This is a genomic window from Streptomyces sp. NBC_01408 (genome assembly GCF_026340255.1).
Lineage (GTDB): Bacteria > Actinomycetota > Actinomycetes > Streptomycetales > Streptomycetaceae > Streptomyces.
The window spans coordinates 364,365-376,946 of the sequence record NZ_JAPEPJ010000002.1; the positions used below are offsets into that span (position 1 = coordinate 364,365).

Consider the following 12,582-nt stretch of genomic DNA (forward strand, 5'->3'; position numbering starts at 1 on the left):
GCTTAGGCTTCGGACATGCGCGTACTGATCGTGGAGGACGAGCCCTACCTGGCCGAAGCCGTCCGTGACGGTCTGCGGCTGGAGGCGATCGCCGCCGACATCGCCGGCGACGGCGACGCCGCCCTGGAACTGCTCGGCGTCAACTCCTACGACCTCGCGGTCCTCGACCGCGACATCCCCGGCCCCTCCGGCGACGAGGTCGCCCGGCGCATCGTCGCCTCCGGCAGCGGCATCCCGATCCTCATGCTCACCGCTGCCGACCGGATCGACGACAAGGCTTCCGGGTTCGGGCTCGGCGCCGACGACTACCTCACCAAACCGTTCGAGCTGCGGGAGCTCGTCCTGCGGCTGAGGGCGCTCGACCGCAGGCGCGCGTACGCCCGGCCCCCGGTCCGCGAGATCGCGGGCCTGCGGCTCGACCCCTTCCGCCGGGAGGTCTTCCGCTTCGGACGCTACGTCGCGCTCACCCGCAAACAGTTCGCCGTGCTGGAAGTCCTCGTCGCCGCCGAGGGCGGGGTCGTCAGCGCCGAAGAGCTGCTGGAACGGGCCTGGGACGAGAACACCGACCCCCTCACCAACGCCGTGCGCATCACCGTCTCCGCACTGCGCAAACGGCTCGGCGAACCATGGATCATCGCCACGGTGCCCGGCGTCGGCTACCGGATCGACGCCGGTACGGACACCACCGCCCCCGGCGGGGACACCACCGGCCCCGGCCGTACGCATGCATAGACGCCGCGGGCTCAGCGCCCGACTGAAACTCACCCTCAGCTACGCCGGGTTCCTCGCCGTCGCCGGCGCTCTCCTGCTGGCCGTGGTGTGGGTGTTCCTGCTGCGCTACGTACCCGACACGCCCAAGGGCCTTCTCGGGATTTCGCCCAACCGCTACCTCCTTGTGCGCACCTTCGCCCCCGCCGCGGCCGTGGCGATGGTCTTCCTGCTCGTGTTCGGCCTCGCCGGGGGATGGATCCTCGCCGGCCGGATGCTCGCACCACTCACACAGATCACGGATGCGGCACGGATGGCCGGGAACGGGTCGCTGTCCCACCGGATCCGCATGAAGGGCCGCCAGGACGAATTCCGGGAACTCTCCGACACGTTCGACTCGATGCTCGAACAACTCGAGTCCCACGTCGCCGAGCAGCAGAGGTTCGCCGCGAACGCCTCCCACGAACTGCGCACCCCGCTGGCCATCTCGCGGACGCTCCTCGACGTCGCCCGCAAGGACCCCACACGGGACATGGGCGAACTCATCGAACGCCTGCACGCCGTCAATACGCGGGCGATCGACCTCACCGAGGCCCTCCTGCTGCTCAGCCGCGGCGACCGCGGAAACTTGCGCCCCGAGAGCGTCGACCTCTCCCTCGTCGCCGAAGAAGCCGCCGAAACCCTGCTGCCCCTCGCCGAACAGCGCCGGATCACGCTCGACGTCACCGGCGGGGCCGCCCGGACCAGCGGCTCCGCGGAGCTCCTGCTGCGGATGGTGACGAACCTCGTCCAGAACGCCATCGTCCACAACCTCCCCGCCGGCGGCACCGTGACGGTCCACACCGAGGCGCACGGCGACACGAGCGTGCTGCGGGTCGAGAACACGGGCCCTCGGCTCCCACCGGAACTGGTACCGACCCTCACCGAACCCTTCCAGCGCGGAACGGAACGCGTACGCACCGACGAGCACGCCGGCGCCGGCCTCGGCCTGGCCATCGTGCACAGCATCGTCCGCGCCCACGACGGGACCCTCGACCTCGTCCCCCGCCCCGCCGGCGGTCTCCTCGTCACGGTCCGGCTTCCCGGCACGCCGTAGGCATCGTCCCCGGGCGGTGCCCAGCCGCGCCGCGGTGCCCTTGGAGGTTGTTGTCGCTACTGGCTGATGGTTGCCGGTGGCGGTGTCCAGCGGCTTTTGGGCGGAATGGTGCTGCTGACTCCGAAGTCGTTCTTGAGCTGCTCGGGGATGGCGTAGTGCATGACGCGGCCGCGGGTGAGGGCAGACAGTTCGAAAATGCTGGTCAGGTGTCCGAGCCGGTCCAGGGCCCAGGCCGCCAGGGGTGAGCTGTCCTCGATGGACTCCAGCAGTCCCAGCAGGGTGGGGGCGGCCTTGACGACGGTGTCCCAGGTGGTGCGCGGGACTTGCAGCCAGTCGGCGCAGGTGTCGCCGATCAGGTAGCGGATCAGAGCGGAGACGATCGGGTCGAAGAGGGTGCCGGGCACGACTTCCTCGTAGAGGTCGATGAGCTGGCGGGTGAGCTGGGCGCCTTCGTCGCTGGGGCCCATGTGTCGGGTCATGTACAGGTCGGAGAACTCGCGGGCTTCCTGCAAGTCCTCGGGGGCGTGGTCCTGGTCGATGCCGAGGATGGCGCCGACCACCCTCCAGGCGTAGTAGTAGGACTCGGCGCCTTCGGTGCTCATGTGGATGCCAAGGCGGTGCAGGGCGTCGAGGACCTGGATGGAGAACATCATCTGCCCGCCCATCATGTCCTCCTGACAGATCGGCGTGCCCAGGGCGGCGGTGTCCCAGCGGTCCTCGCGCTTGAGGTGGTGGCGGATGGAGGCGTGCAGCAGCCGCACTTTCTGGGCGGCGGGGATGAAGCGGCTGCCGGCTTCGAACGCGTCCGGCTGCATGAGGTAGACGGTGAACTGGCCCGTCTCGGCCATCCGCTTGGAGGGATACTTCAGCGAGTGGGTGGCCGACAGCAGCTTGGCCACGTGCGGCAGGACGTAGCAGGCGGGCATCGAGGCGAACGACAGCGCGGTGGAGATGTGCACGTTGTTGTCGATGAAGAACAGCCGGGCCTTCTCCATCTCACCCCAGTCCACCCAGGCCGGCGGCGTGCTGGTCTCGTTGAGGTACTCGCGGGCTACCTCCGGCAGCCCCTCGGGAATGTCCTGCCCGACGGTGGAGACGTAGCGCATGAGAGCGTTGAACTTGCCGACCTCTCCGCGCTCGAACAATGTCGCCACGGTCGCGTCGGCGAGTTCGTCCCCTGAGGTGCGCAGAGCGTCCATGGACGCTTGGGTATAGGTCATCGTGCTGCTCCGGTGGGGTGGCGGTGGTGGTGGCGGTCAGTGGGTGCGGGTGGCTGAGGACGTCGCCAAGTCCGCCAGTGCGCTGCGTGCTTCGGTGGTCAGGTCGGCGTCGGCCAGGGCGTCGTGTGCTTCACGCAGCCGGGCGGTGATCATGTCTTCGACGAGGGCGACGGCCCCGGTACGGTGGGCGATCTCCCGGACCCGTTCCACCTGTTGCTCGCTGAGGTCCGTCTGCCCGAGCAGGTGGTGCAGCTCGGCGTGTTCCGCCTCGGTGGCGGATGTGAGCGCATGGGCCATCAGAGCGGTGGGCCGGTTCCCGGCCAGGTCATCGGCCGGGTCCTTGCCGGTCTGCTCAGGATCGCCGAACAGACCCAGCAGGTCATCGCGCAGCTGGAATGCCTCGCCCAGCGGCAGGCCGTAGTGGCTGTACGCCTGAAGCAGCCGCGGTGGGGCGCCGGCGAGCAGGCCGCCGATCTGCAAAGGGTGTTCGACGGTGTACTTGGCGGTCTTGTAACGGATCACCTTCACCGATACGTCCGGGTCCGGCTCGGCTCCGGTACGCAACACCTCCAGGCACTCACCGGCCACCAGTTCGCGGGCCAGAACCGCCCACAGGGGCCGGGCCCTGTTCAGGAAGGCGCCGGGCAGGCCAGAGGTCGTGAACAGCTGCCCGGCCATGGACATCAGCAGATCACCCACCAGCATGGCCAGGGCCCGGGCGCCGGCCTTCGGCCGCGCGTGATCGGTGAGTACCTCACGCAGCGCGATGTGCCCGGTGGGCCGGCCGTGCCGGGTACGGCTGTGGTCGATCAGGTCGTCGTGCACGACGGCGGCCGCATGGACCAGCTCGATCGCGCTGGCGGCGCGTACCAGGGCCTCGCTGTCGGGCTGGCCGACTCCGCGCCAGCCCCAGTAGCAAAAGGCCGCCCTGAGCCGCTTGCCATGCCTGGTCGCGGCATGAAGTTGCTCTGCGACCGGCGCAAGACAGGCGTCGATGTCCGCCAGCGCCTCTGCTTCCGTGGTAACGAATTCGCTGAGGACCTGGTCGATGCGCTTCTTCAGTAAGGCCTGCTCTTCCCGTTCACTCACCGCCGCTTCCCGCCTTGGTGCGGGCGGTGACGGTGCGGGCCAGTACCTCCAGGTGAGCCGGCGGCGGGGCCGCATGCCGGTCGAGGAGCAAGCGGCCGCGCGCCTTGGTCTCCTCCTGGCCGTCAGCCAGAAGGTCGCCGAGATCGGCGCGGCGCAGCAGGCCGCTGACACCGCCCACCGCGCTGCTCAGCCCGCTGACCGCCAGATCGGCAAGGCCGGCGACCAGTGCCACCGCATCCTCGGTCAGCGTCGGCTCGCGGCCGTCATGGTGTGTCACAGCATGTCTCCTGCACGGCAAGGCCCGCCCCGGCTCCGGCCGGTTGGCGCGGAGCAGCGCGTAGCGGCTTTCGGCGCAACGCGGTTCGAGTCTGACCACCGAAACCAGCCCGGGCAGCCCTTATGCACCATCGAGTGATCTTCTTCAAAGGTCCCGACATGCAATTGGCGATCGCTGTTACGGACAAGAGCCTTGGGAAAGCCGCCGCGTCGGACCGGCGTCGGGGGTGCGCGGAGACACGGTCGTTGAATCTGCGATTGTCACGGTTCCGCTACTGCCGCACCTTGTCGCCCGACTGCCCATACGGTGACCGGATTCGCACCCGTCTCCTGGGAGTCTCCGTGTCTCAGCAGTTCCCGCCGCCCGGCCAGCAGCCTCCGCCCGGATACGGGTATCCGCCCCCGCCGCCCGCACCGCAGAAGTCCAGCGCAGGAAAGATCGTCGGCTTCTCCTGCCTCGGCGTGGTCGGCCTGGTCGTCGTCCTCGGTGTGGCCGGTGCGCTCCTCAGCGGCAGCAGCGACGACGGCACGGCGAAGCCACCGGCCGCCCGGGCCACGCCGTCGGTCTCTGAGAAGGCGCCGGAGGCCGGGCAGCCGTCCGCCGCGCCCGAGAAGAAGGCGCCGGCGGTCGCAGTGTCGGCGAAGAAAACGGCGTTCAAGCCGAGCATCATCGCGCAGGGCAGCGACTACACGAGCGTGTCGGTGACGATCACCAACAACTCGAAGAAGCCCATCTCCGTGAACCCGCTGTACTTCGCGATCACCGACACGTCCAGCACCAAGCACGCGGCGGAACTCGCCGCAGACGAGGGCCAGATCGACACGGTGGACCTCGCGCCGGGGGAGAACGTCACCGGGACGATCACCGGCAAGGGCAAGTGGACGGCGAAGACGGTGACGTACACCGATGGACTGCTCGGGGATCCGGTCCGGGCCGACGTGTCCTGACCGTTCGACTGCTGCTGCACTCCACCTCCGGCCGCGGGGAGGTCAGGAGTTGCGCGGGACCACCAGGCCCGATTCGTAGGCGAGGACGACGAGCTGGGCGCGGTCGCGGGCGTGGAGCTTGGTCATGGCCCGGTTGATGTGGGTTTTCGCGGTCAGCGGGCTGATCACCATCTGGCCCGCGATCTCGTCGTTGGACAGGCCTTGCGCGACCAGGACGACGGCCTCGCGTTCGCGGCTGGTCAGCTCCTCCAGCCCCGCGCCGGTGGAGGTGGGGAGCGGCTGGGTCACGTACCGGTTGATCAGCTTGCGGGTGATCGACGGTGCCAGCAGGGCGTCGCCGCGCGCGGCGACGCGTAGGGCGTGCAGGAAGTCCTCCGGCACGATGTCCTTGACGAGGAATCCGGCCGCGCCGGCGCGCAGCGCGTTGAAGACGTATTCGTCCAGGCCGTAGTTGGTCAGGATGACGACGTGGACCCCGGCCAGGGCCGGGTCCGCGGCGATGCGCCGGGTCGTCTCGATGCCGTCGAGGACCGGCATCTGGATGTCGATGAGTGCGATGTCGGGCAGGTGTTCCCTGGCGAGCGCGAGGCCTTCGCTGCCGTTGGCGGCCTCGGCAACGACCTCGATGTCGTCTTCGAGGTCGAGGAGAGCGCGGAAACCGCTGCGGATGAGCGGCTGGTCGTCGACGAGCAGGACACGGATCACGATGCTCGCTCCAGCGGGAGTTCGGCCTGGACGGTGAAGCCGCCCTCGCTGCGCGGCGCTGCTCGCAGTTGACCTCCGAGGGCGGTGACGCGTTCGCGCATCCCCAGGAGACCGATACCGGGCTCCGGCGCGCTGTCCACAGTGGCCTTGCCGTCGTCGTCGATGCGGATCGCGAGGGCGTCCGGCCGGTAGTCGATGCGGACCGAGGCCTTGCCGGCGTCCGCGTGACGGGCGATGTTGGTCAGCGATTCCTGAACGACCCGGTAGGCGGTCCTGCCCACTGCGGCCGGCACGTCGTGCCGCTGTCCCTCGATCGTCAGCGTCGCCTCCAGGCCGCTCTTGCCGGCCCGCTCGACGAGTTCGGGGACGTGGTCGAGCCCGCGCGGTGGGGACTTGTCGTCGTCGCGCAGCGCCTCCAGGGTCGCCCTCAGGTCGCGGGACGCCTCACGGCCCGCCTCCCGGATCGCCAGCAGCGCCTCCGGTACTTGTTCGCCGCGCTTGCGGGCCACATGGACGGCAACCTCGGACTGCACCTTGATGACCGAGATCTGGTGGGTGAGCGAATCGTGCAGCTCCCGCGCGATGTGCAGCCGCTCCTCGTCGGCGCGGCGCCGAGCGGTCTCCTCACGGGTGCGCTCGGCTTCATCGGCCCGCCGCTCTGCCTGCCGCAGCGCCTCACCGGCGGCGCCGGCTGCGATCAGCCAGGCGATCTCCAGGGCGCCTCGGGCCTGCGCGAACGCCTCCCCCGTGTCATGCAGGCCCGAGACAAGGGCTGCGAGAGGGAGAGCGGCCAGCACGGCCACGCTCACCACGACCGTGATGACGCGGTGTCCCGCCCGCATGGCCGCGTACACCGCGAACAGGTACGCGACGGCAGCCACGTCGAAACCCACCGCCTGGTAGCCCACCGCGCACAGCCCGGTGACGGCCAGCACGGGAACCGGAGCGCGTCGGCCGGCGGCCAGCGCCAGACCTCCGGCCGCCAGCAGCACGTAGCCGAGCAGGTCGAGGTTCGTGGCGGAGTGCTGCCCCGACACCCCGGTGACCAGCAGCGCCGCCGCCACGCCGACGGCGATCACCCAGTCCCGCACACCAGCCGGGACCTCGAACCGTCCTTTGCCCATGCGCGCACCCTAGCCGGATGCCCCGGCGGGCGAATCCCGCCCGCGGACGAGCGGCCGACTACCGCGCACGCAGTACCTCCGCGACGCCTGCCGCATCCGCGGTAGCGCGAAGTGCCTGCGCCTGCGGGACGACCGGCGGTGGGTCCGGCCGACATGCTCGGAGGAGATCCAGTCGTGCGAAGAGTGCGAAGAGTGCGAAGAGAAGGAGCACCGTGATGTCTGTTCATCGCCTGTCTGCCGCCGCCGCGGCCGCCCTGCTCGGCGGTCTCGGGCTTGCCGCACCGGCGGCAGCGCACACCTCGGCCGAGCCCGTCGCCGCCGGTGTCTACGACTTCAGCCTCGGGCGGCTAGGGGCCACCACGGGCGGGCTGCTGGCCCTGGCCGCCGTGGTCATCGCCCTGCTGGCGCTGACCCGCCCCACCGGTCGTCTCGGCACCGCCAACGGGTCACTCGGAGCCATCACGGCAATGACGGCAGGGCTGATCGCCACGGCCCTCGGCGGACTGGTCGCGGCCACCGCCGACGGTGGCCTCGGCACCGGCAACGGACTGGGCGGGGCCTACGTGGCCCTGCTGCTGGGACTGATCGGCACAGCCCTCGGCGGGCGGGCCCTGTCCCGCTCCCGCCACACCGGCTGACCACCGCGGTTACGCCCTGCGGACGGCGGGCGCCGCAGGGGCGGATCGCAGTGTGTTCAGGCGCCGGCTGCCTGCCTGATCAGGTCGGCTACGGCGTCGGGCACCGGCGGCCGGATCCGAGGCCCCGGACGAGATGCGCCGTACCCGGTCACGCACGACGACGCGCGAGGTGCTGCACGAGCAGCGCCGTCCGCTGTCCGCCGCGGACGCGACCTGTGAACACGCCGCCGGCAGCCGGACCCCGGGCAGCGCGCGGGCGGATACCGTGACGGCATGAGCGGATCCCGGCGCCTCGCGCGCACCTGGGAAATCTTCCCCGGCTCGGGCTACTCGACCGCGTGGGTCGACCTCGCCCGGGGCACCCTGACCGCGCGCGGACGCGCTGTTGCTCTGGCCCCCGAGCCGTACTGGCTGACGTACACGCTCGAAACCTCCGACGGCTACGTGACCTCGCGCCTCCACGTCACGGTCGAGACGGCGGCATCGACCCGGGAGTCGGACCTGCGCAACGACTCCGGACGCTGGACCGTGGACGGCGCGTACCGCCCCGATCTCGACGGTGCGCTCGACTGCGACCTGGGCCTCTGCCCGCTCACCAACACCATGCCCGTGCTCCGCCACGGCCTGCATCGGCGGCCCGGAACCGGACCGCACCACTTCCTGATGGCCTGGGTCTCCGTCCCGGACCTCGCCGTCAGCGCGAACCGGCAGACGTACACGCATCTCGCGCGCGCAGGGCACGGCGCGCGCGTCCGCTACGAGTCCGGCGGCTTCCGCGCGGACGTCGGCTTCGATGACGACGGCCTGGTCATGGACTACCCGTCCCTGGCGGCCCCGCTCACCGCATGACGTGCTCGGTCCGGGTGTGGTCCAGGAGGCCGCACACGGAGAGGTCACTGCCGTGCTGCGGGTGGTGCGGGAGCAGGGTGGGAACGGCCCGGGTGATGGCCGGCCGCGGTGCCCGGACCTGCAGTCGGCGCAGCAGCTCCTCGTACATCCGGGCGGTCACCGGGCACTCGCAGCAGGACGTACGACGATCTCGTTGACGTCGACCTCGGCCGGCTGGGCGACGGCATAGGCAATGGCCTCGGCGATGGCGGACGCCGGCAGCGCCACGGCCCGATAGGCCTTCATGGCCTCCCTCGCGGCAGGATCGGAGATCCCGTCGGCCAGCTCGGACCCGGTCACGCCCGGAGAGACCAGAGTGACCCGGACGGAGCCGTCCGACTCCTGGCGCAGCCCTTCGGATATGGCTCGGACGGCGAACTTGGTGGCGCAGTAGACAGCCGCAGTGGGCGACACCTCGTACGCACCGACGGAGGCGACGTTCACGAAGTGGCCGCCGCCCTGGGCGCGCATCACGGGCAGGGCGGCGGCGATCCCGTGCAGCACACCCCGCACGTTCACGTCGATCATCCGGTCCCACTCGTCGACCTTCAGCGCGTCCAGCGGCGAGAGGGGCATCACCCCGGCGTTGTTGACCATCACGTCCATTCGGCCGTAATGCTCCCGGGCGGCGGCCACGAAGGCCCGTACATCGGCGGCGTCAGTGACATCCAGCCGCTGGAAGGCCGCGGTGCCACCTGCCTCATCGATCTCCCGGCTCAGCGCGTCGAGCCGATCGGTGCGCCGCGCGCCCAGGAACAACCGGTGGCCGTCGGCAGCGAGCCGCCGAGCCGTCGCCTCCCCGATCCCGCTGCTGGCTCCGGTAATGGCCACGACCTTGGCTTCGTTCCTCATACCTGCCCTACTCCTCGTTCGAAACGGATGACTCCGCCCGACCGAGTCTGTGCAAGCGGCAGCCGGCCAACCAGGACGCACCACACCCAGGCAGCACACCTCCCCACCCCCTAGCCTGTGGCCATGACCGTGACCGGCAATCTCCTCGGAGAGTTCCTCCGCGCGCGCAGGGCGGCCCTGGAGCCGCAGGACGTCGGCATGGTGAGTCACGGCGTACGCAGGGTCGCCGGCCTGCGCCGCGAAGAGGTCGCCGACCTGGCCGGAGTGAACGCGGACTACTACGCCCGGCTGGAGCAGGGCCGCGAACGCCATCCCTCGCCCCAAGTCCTCGACGCCCTCGGCAGGGCCCTGCGCCTGGCTCCCGACACCCACGCCCACCTGCACCGGCTGGCCGGCACACCCCCGGCCGACCGGCCGGCCACCGACCGGATCAGCCCGGCCCTCCGCCAACTCCTGGACGGCTTCTCGGACGCCCCGGCGTTCGTCATCAACGCGACCCTGGACATCCTGGCGGCCAACCCCCGTGCGGAGGCTCTGCATTCACCGTTCGCGCCGGCGGACAACCTGGCGCGTATGGTCTTCCTCGACCCGGCGGGCCGGCACTTCTACACCGACTGGACCTCCACGGCCCGGGCCACCGCGGCCCACCTGCGGCAGACCTCCGGCATCACACCGGACGACCCGCGCCTGCGGTCTCTCGTCCACACCCTGACCGCCCACAGCCCGGACTTCACCCGCCTCTGGACCACCCACGACGTCCTGGGCAAAACCCAGGACACCAAGCACCTGCACCACCCGTCGGTCGGCCCCCTGACCGTGACTTACCAATCCTTCGACGTCCGCGCCGCCCCGGGCCAACAACTCATCGTCTACCAACCCGTCCCCGACACCCTCACCGCCGAAGCCCTCTTCCGGATCGCCACCCGAACCGCGGGGCTCCTACCTGGTGACGCTGCCGAGCCATAACAGGTCACGAGCCCGGGTCATCGCCACGAAGAGCTGACTGCGCATCAGTTCCTCACGCTCCCGGGCCGTCGCCGACGCCTCCGTACCGCCCGCCGTGTCGGACTGCGTCCCGTTCGAGAGCACCGCATCGTGCTGGGGCAGGAAGACGTTCTTGAACTCCAGGCCCTTGGCCCTGCGGTAGGTGCCCAGCTTCACCGCGTCGACGGCACGGCCGTCGTAGTGCTCCAACTGGCACACCGGGATGCCCGCCTGGGTGAGCAGCCGCTGGTAGTGGCCGATGGCGCGCATGGAGGGGCACAGCAGGGCGGTGTCGGCAAGCGCACCATCGGACAGGGAGCGCAGGGCGTCCAGAAGTTCCCTGTCGTGGGCGTCCACCGTGGGTCCGGTGACGCGTACGACGTCCCCGTCGTGGTACGTGAGGTCGACATCGCGGCGGCCCGGGGTCCGCACGCCGTCGAGATCCTCGAAGGCATCGTCGGCCACGACGGTGAGGGCCGCGTCCAGGATCTGCTTGCTGTTGCGGTAGTTGGTGCGCAACACCTGTCCGCGGTCGCCGCGGATGTCGATGGCCGCGTCGGTGAGGCGGAAGCCGCCCGGGTACACAGTCTGCTGGCCGTCACCGACTAGCAGCAGACCGTTGGGTACGTCACCGACGAGCGCGTGCAGGAGGCGCACGCCGACAAGTGTGAGGTCCTGGACCTCGTCCACGATGACGGCCCCGTACGGGGGCTGCTCGCGCCGGCGTGACGCTTCGGCCAGGGCGAGGGAGAGGACGTCGTTGAAGTCGTGGACGCCGCGCACGCTGCGCAGCGATTCATACGCCTCGTACAGCTCCCACACCGACTGCCGGTGCGTACGGTGCAGGCTCGCTTTCCTCCGCCGCCTGGGGACGGTCGCGTACTCCTCGAAGCTGGTGAGGCCTCGCCCCTTGATGACGTAGTCGATCTCTTCGTGCCAGTAGGTGGGGGTCGGGTCGAGCTCGGCCAGCCGGCTCTCGCGGCCGACGTGTTTCCAGGCGAGGCTGAAGGCGGTCTCGGCCTTGTCTCCGTGCAGTCGCACCGGTACGCCCCGCTCCTGCAAGAACTCCTGTGCCCAGGAGTGGAGGCTGCGGAAGTCCACTCGGTCGGCGACGGCCGGGGCCATGGTCCTGAGGAAGGTGCTCTGCACACGGGGCAGGTTGCTGGCGAAGGTGACGTACAGGACGCGGCCGTTCGTCCGCCTGGCCAGGTAGGCCGCACGGTGCAGGGCAACGACCGTCTTGCCTGTACCCGCCGGTCCGCTGATGCGTGCCGGGCCCGACCAGTTGCGGCGCACCAGTGCTACCTGATCGGGGTGGAGGAAGGTCATCCACTGCTCGATCGGCGCCCGCATCGCCTCCTTCAAGGCCGCGTCACGCAGCCCTTCCAGGTCGAACAGCCCATCTGAGGAGCTTTGTCGGTGGCGCTCGGGCGCCGACAGCACCTGCTGGTCGACCGCCGACCCCGCATAGTCCGGGAACACCCGCTCGAGATGATCGGCGATCGCCCGGACCGACTCCAGCCGCAGCCGGTGCCGCTGCGACAGCAGCACCGGGCCGATCTCGTGCTCACCCAGGAGCCGTATCCGGCCGAGGCCTGCGTCGAAACGCTGTCCGGCAAACACCATGAGCGGCTGGACCGCCACTGGTGACAATCCGAGGGACGCCACCGCGCTCTCGGCAGCCTTCGTGGCGGCGAGCAGCTGGGCCGCGTGTTCGTCCCTCGGCTCGCTGCCGGCTGTGACGTCGATGACGAAGACACCGCCGGGCCCCACCAGGAGCATGTCCGCCCTGGCGGTCCGCGTCCCGGACCATTGCCGGTCGACGAGCAACCGCCAGCCGCGCGCGGTCAGTACCAACAGCTGGGCGAGAACCCGCTGCTCGCCCTCGCCGGCTGCTTCCCACCGCAGGGCCTGCCGGCGAGCAGCCTGCCACTGCTCGCGGAGTAACCGCTCCTGCCGCCGCGCGTCCTGCGCCTGCTGCGAAGCTGCACCGCCTGCCCCCATACCAAGCCCCCCTCGTACACGGAGTAGCGATCATAGGACGGAACGCAACC

14 protein-coding genes and 1 riboswitch are annotated in these 12,582 nt (G+C 70.3%); of the genes, 6 read left to right on the forward strand and 8 right to left on the reverse strand.

From position 1 onward, the window contains the following. Positions 1-15 precede the first annotated feature (15 nt). Positions 16-732, forward strand: a complete 717-nt coding sequence (locus OG447_RS24050; RefSeq protein WP_266939275.1) for a response regulator transcription factor — start codon at positions 16-18, stop codon at positions 730-732. Further along, a complete protein-coding gene (locus OG447_RS24055) occupies positions 725-1,804 on the forward strand; it encodes a HAMP domain-containing sensor histidine kinase (protein ID WP_266939276.1) in 1,080 nt (359 codons plus the stop codon). The genes OG447_RS24050 and OG447_RS24055 overlap by 8 nt, the downstream gene beginning before the upstream one ends. A 56-nt stretch (positions 1,805-1,860) precedes the next feature. On the opposite strand, the gene OG447_RS24060 is transcribed toward OG447_RS24055, so the two are convergent. From OG447_RS24060 to OG447_RS24070, 3 genes are read right to left on the reverse strand one after another with little or no spacing between them, the layout of a single operon-like run. Next, the gene (locus tag OG447_RS24060) at positions 1,861-3,024 is read right to left on the reverse strand and encodes an oxygenase MpaB family protein (RefSeq protein WP_266939277.1); all 1,164 of its coding nucleotides are present in this window, start codon (positions 3,022-3,024) and stop codon (positions 1,861-1,863) included. Positions 3,025-3,060: 36 nt separating this feature from the next. Next, positions 3,061-4,113 carry a polyprenyl synthetase family protein gene (locus OG447_RS24065; protein WP_266939278.1) on the reverse strand — a complete coding sequence of 351 codons (1,053 nt, stop codon included), beginning with the start codon at positions 4,111-4,113 and terminating at the stop codon, positions 3,061-3,063. Continuing rightward, entirely contained in the window at positions 4,106-4,390 is a 285-nt protein-coding gene (locus OG447_RS24070) for a polyprenyl synthetase (RefSeq protein ID WP_266939279.1), read from the reverse strand. The genes OG447_RS24065 and OG447_RS24070 overlap by 8 nt, the downstream gene beginning before the upstream one ends. Before the next feature lie 341 nt (positions 4,391-4,731). On the opposite strand from OG447_RS24070, the gene OG447_RS24075 reads away from it, so the two are divergent. Beyond that, positions 4,732-5,337 (forward strand): DUF4352 domain-containing protein, encoded by a 606-nt coding sequence (locus OG447_RS24075; RefSeq protein WP_266939281.1) that lies wholly within the window; start codon positions 4,732-4,734, stop codon positions 5,335-5,337. Positions 5,338-5,379: 42 nt separating this feature from the next. Here the strand turns inward: OG447_RS24075 and OG447_RS24080 are convergent, their stop codons facing one another. Further along, entirely contained in the window at positions 5,380-6,042 is a 663-nt protein-coding gene (locus OG447_RS24080; RefSeq protein WP_266939283.1) for a response regulator transcription factor, read from the reverse strand. Continuing rightward, positions 6,039-7,166: a sensor histidine kinase gene (locus tag OG447_RS24085; RefSeq protein WP_266939284.1), complete on the reverse strand. Its 1,128-nt coding sequence runs from the start codon at positions 7,164-7,166 to the stop codon at positions 6,039-6,041. The genes OG447_RS24080 and OG447_RS24085 overlap by 4 nt, the downstream gene beginning before the upstream one ends. Before the next feature lie 215 nt (positions 7,167-7,381). Here OG447_RS24085 and OG447_RS24090 point away from each other — a divergent pair, with 215 nt between their 5' ends. Next, positions 7,382-7,804 (forward strand): DUF6223 family protein, encoded by a 423-nt coding sequence (locus OG447_RS24090; RefSeq protein WP_266939285.1) that lies wholly within the window; start codon positions 7,382-7,384, stop codon positions 7,802-7,804. A 105-nt stretch (positions 7,805-7,909) separates the two neighbouring features. Continuing rightward, a riboswitch (guanidine-III (ykkC-III) riboswitch) is annotated at positions 7,910-7,971 on the forward strand. A 106-nt stretch (positions 7,972-8,077) separates the two neighbouring features. Further along, positions 8,078-8,653, forward strand: a complete 576-nt coding sequence (locus tag OG447_RS24095; protein ID WP_266939286.1) for a putative glycolipid-binding domain-containing protein — start codon at positions 8,078-8,080, stop codon at positions 8,651-8,653. Here OG447_RS24095 and OG447_RS24100 read toward each other — a convergent pair. Together OG447_RS24100 and OG447_RS24105 are read right to left on the reverse strand one after the other, a co-directional pair. Next, positions 8,643-8,813: a hypothetical protein gene (locus OG447_RS24100; protein WP_266939287.1), complete on the reverse strand. Its 171-nt coding sequence runs from the start codon at positions 8,811-8,813 to the stop codon at positions 8,643-8,645. The genes OG447_RS24095 and OG447_RS24100 overlap by 11 nt on opposite strands. After that, entirely contained in the window at positions 8,810-9,544 is a 735-nt protein-coding gene (locus OG447_RS24105; RefSeq protein WP_266939288.1) for an SDR family oxidoreductase, read from the reverse strand. Before OG447_RS24105 ends, OG447_RS24100 begins: the two co-directional genes overlap by 4 nt. Before the next feature lie 129 nt (positions 9,545-9,673). On the opposite strand from OG447_RS24105, the gene OG447_RS24110 reads away from it, so the two are divergent. Continuing rightward, entirely contained in the window at positions 9,674-10,510 is an 837-nt protein-coding gene (locus OG447_RS24110) for a helix-turn-helix transcriptional regulator (RefSeq protein ID WP_266940128.1), read from the forward strand. On the opposite strand, the gene OG447_RS24115 is transcribed toward OG447_RS24110, so the two are convergent. Then, positions 10,484-12,532: a nuclease-related domain-containing DEAD/DEAH box helicase gene (locus OG447_RS24115; RefSeq protein WP_266939289.1), complete on the reverse strand. Its 2,049-nt coding sequence runs from the start codon at positions 12,530-12,532 to the stop codon at positions 10,484-10,486. The two genes, OG447_RS24110 and OG447_RS24115, sit on opposite strands and share 27 nt — an antisense overlap. Positions 12,533-12,582: the final 50 nt, after the last annotated feature.

Coding starts and splice junctions, on each gene's coding strand:
- OG447_RS24050 (WP_266939275.1), top strand. CDS start 16: ATGCGCGTACTGATCGTGGAGGACGAGCCCTACCTGGCCGAAGCCGTC.
- OG447_RS24055 (WP_266939276.1), top strand. CDS start 725: ATGCATAGACGCCGCGGGCTCAGCGCCCGACTGAAACTCACCCTCAGC.
- OG447_RS24060 (WP_266939277.1), bottom strand. CDS start 3,024: ATGACCTATACCCAAGCGTCCATGGACGCTCTGCGCACCTCAGGGGAC.
- OG447_RS24085 (WP_266939284.1), bottom strand. CDS start 7,166: ATGGGCAAAGGACGGTTCGAGGTCCCGGCTGGTGTGCGGGACTGGGTG.
- OG447_RS24090 (WP_266939285.1), top strand. CDS start 7,382: ATGTCTGTTCATCGCCTGTCTGCCGCCGCCGCGGCCGCCCTGCTCGGC.
- OG447_RS24095 (WP_266939286.1), top strand. CDS start 8,078: ATGAGCGGATCCCGGCGCCTCGCGCGCACCTGGGAAATCTTCCCCGGC.
- OG447_RS24105 (WP_266939288.1), bottom strand. CDS start 9,544: ATGAGGAACGAAGCCAAGGTCGTGGCCATTACCGGAGCCAGCAGCGGG.
- OG447_RS24115 (WP_266939289.1), bottom strand. CDS start 12,532: ATGGGGGCAGGCGGTGCAGCTTCGCAGCAGGCGCAGGACGCGCGGCGG.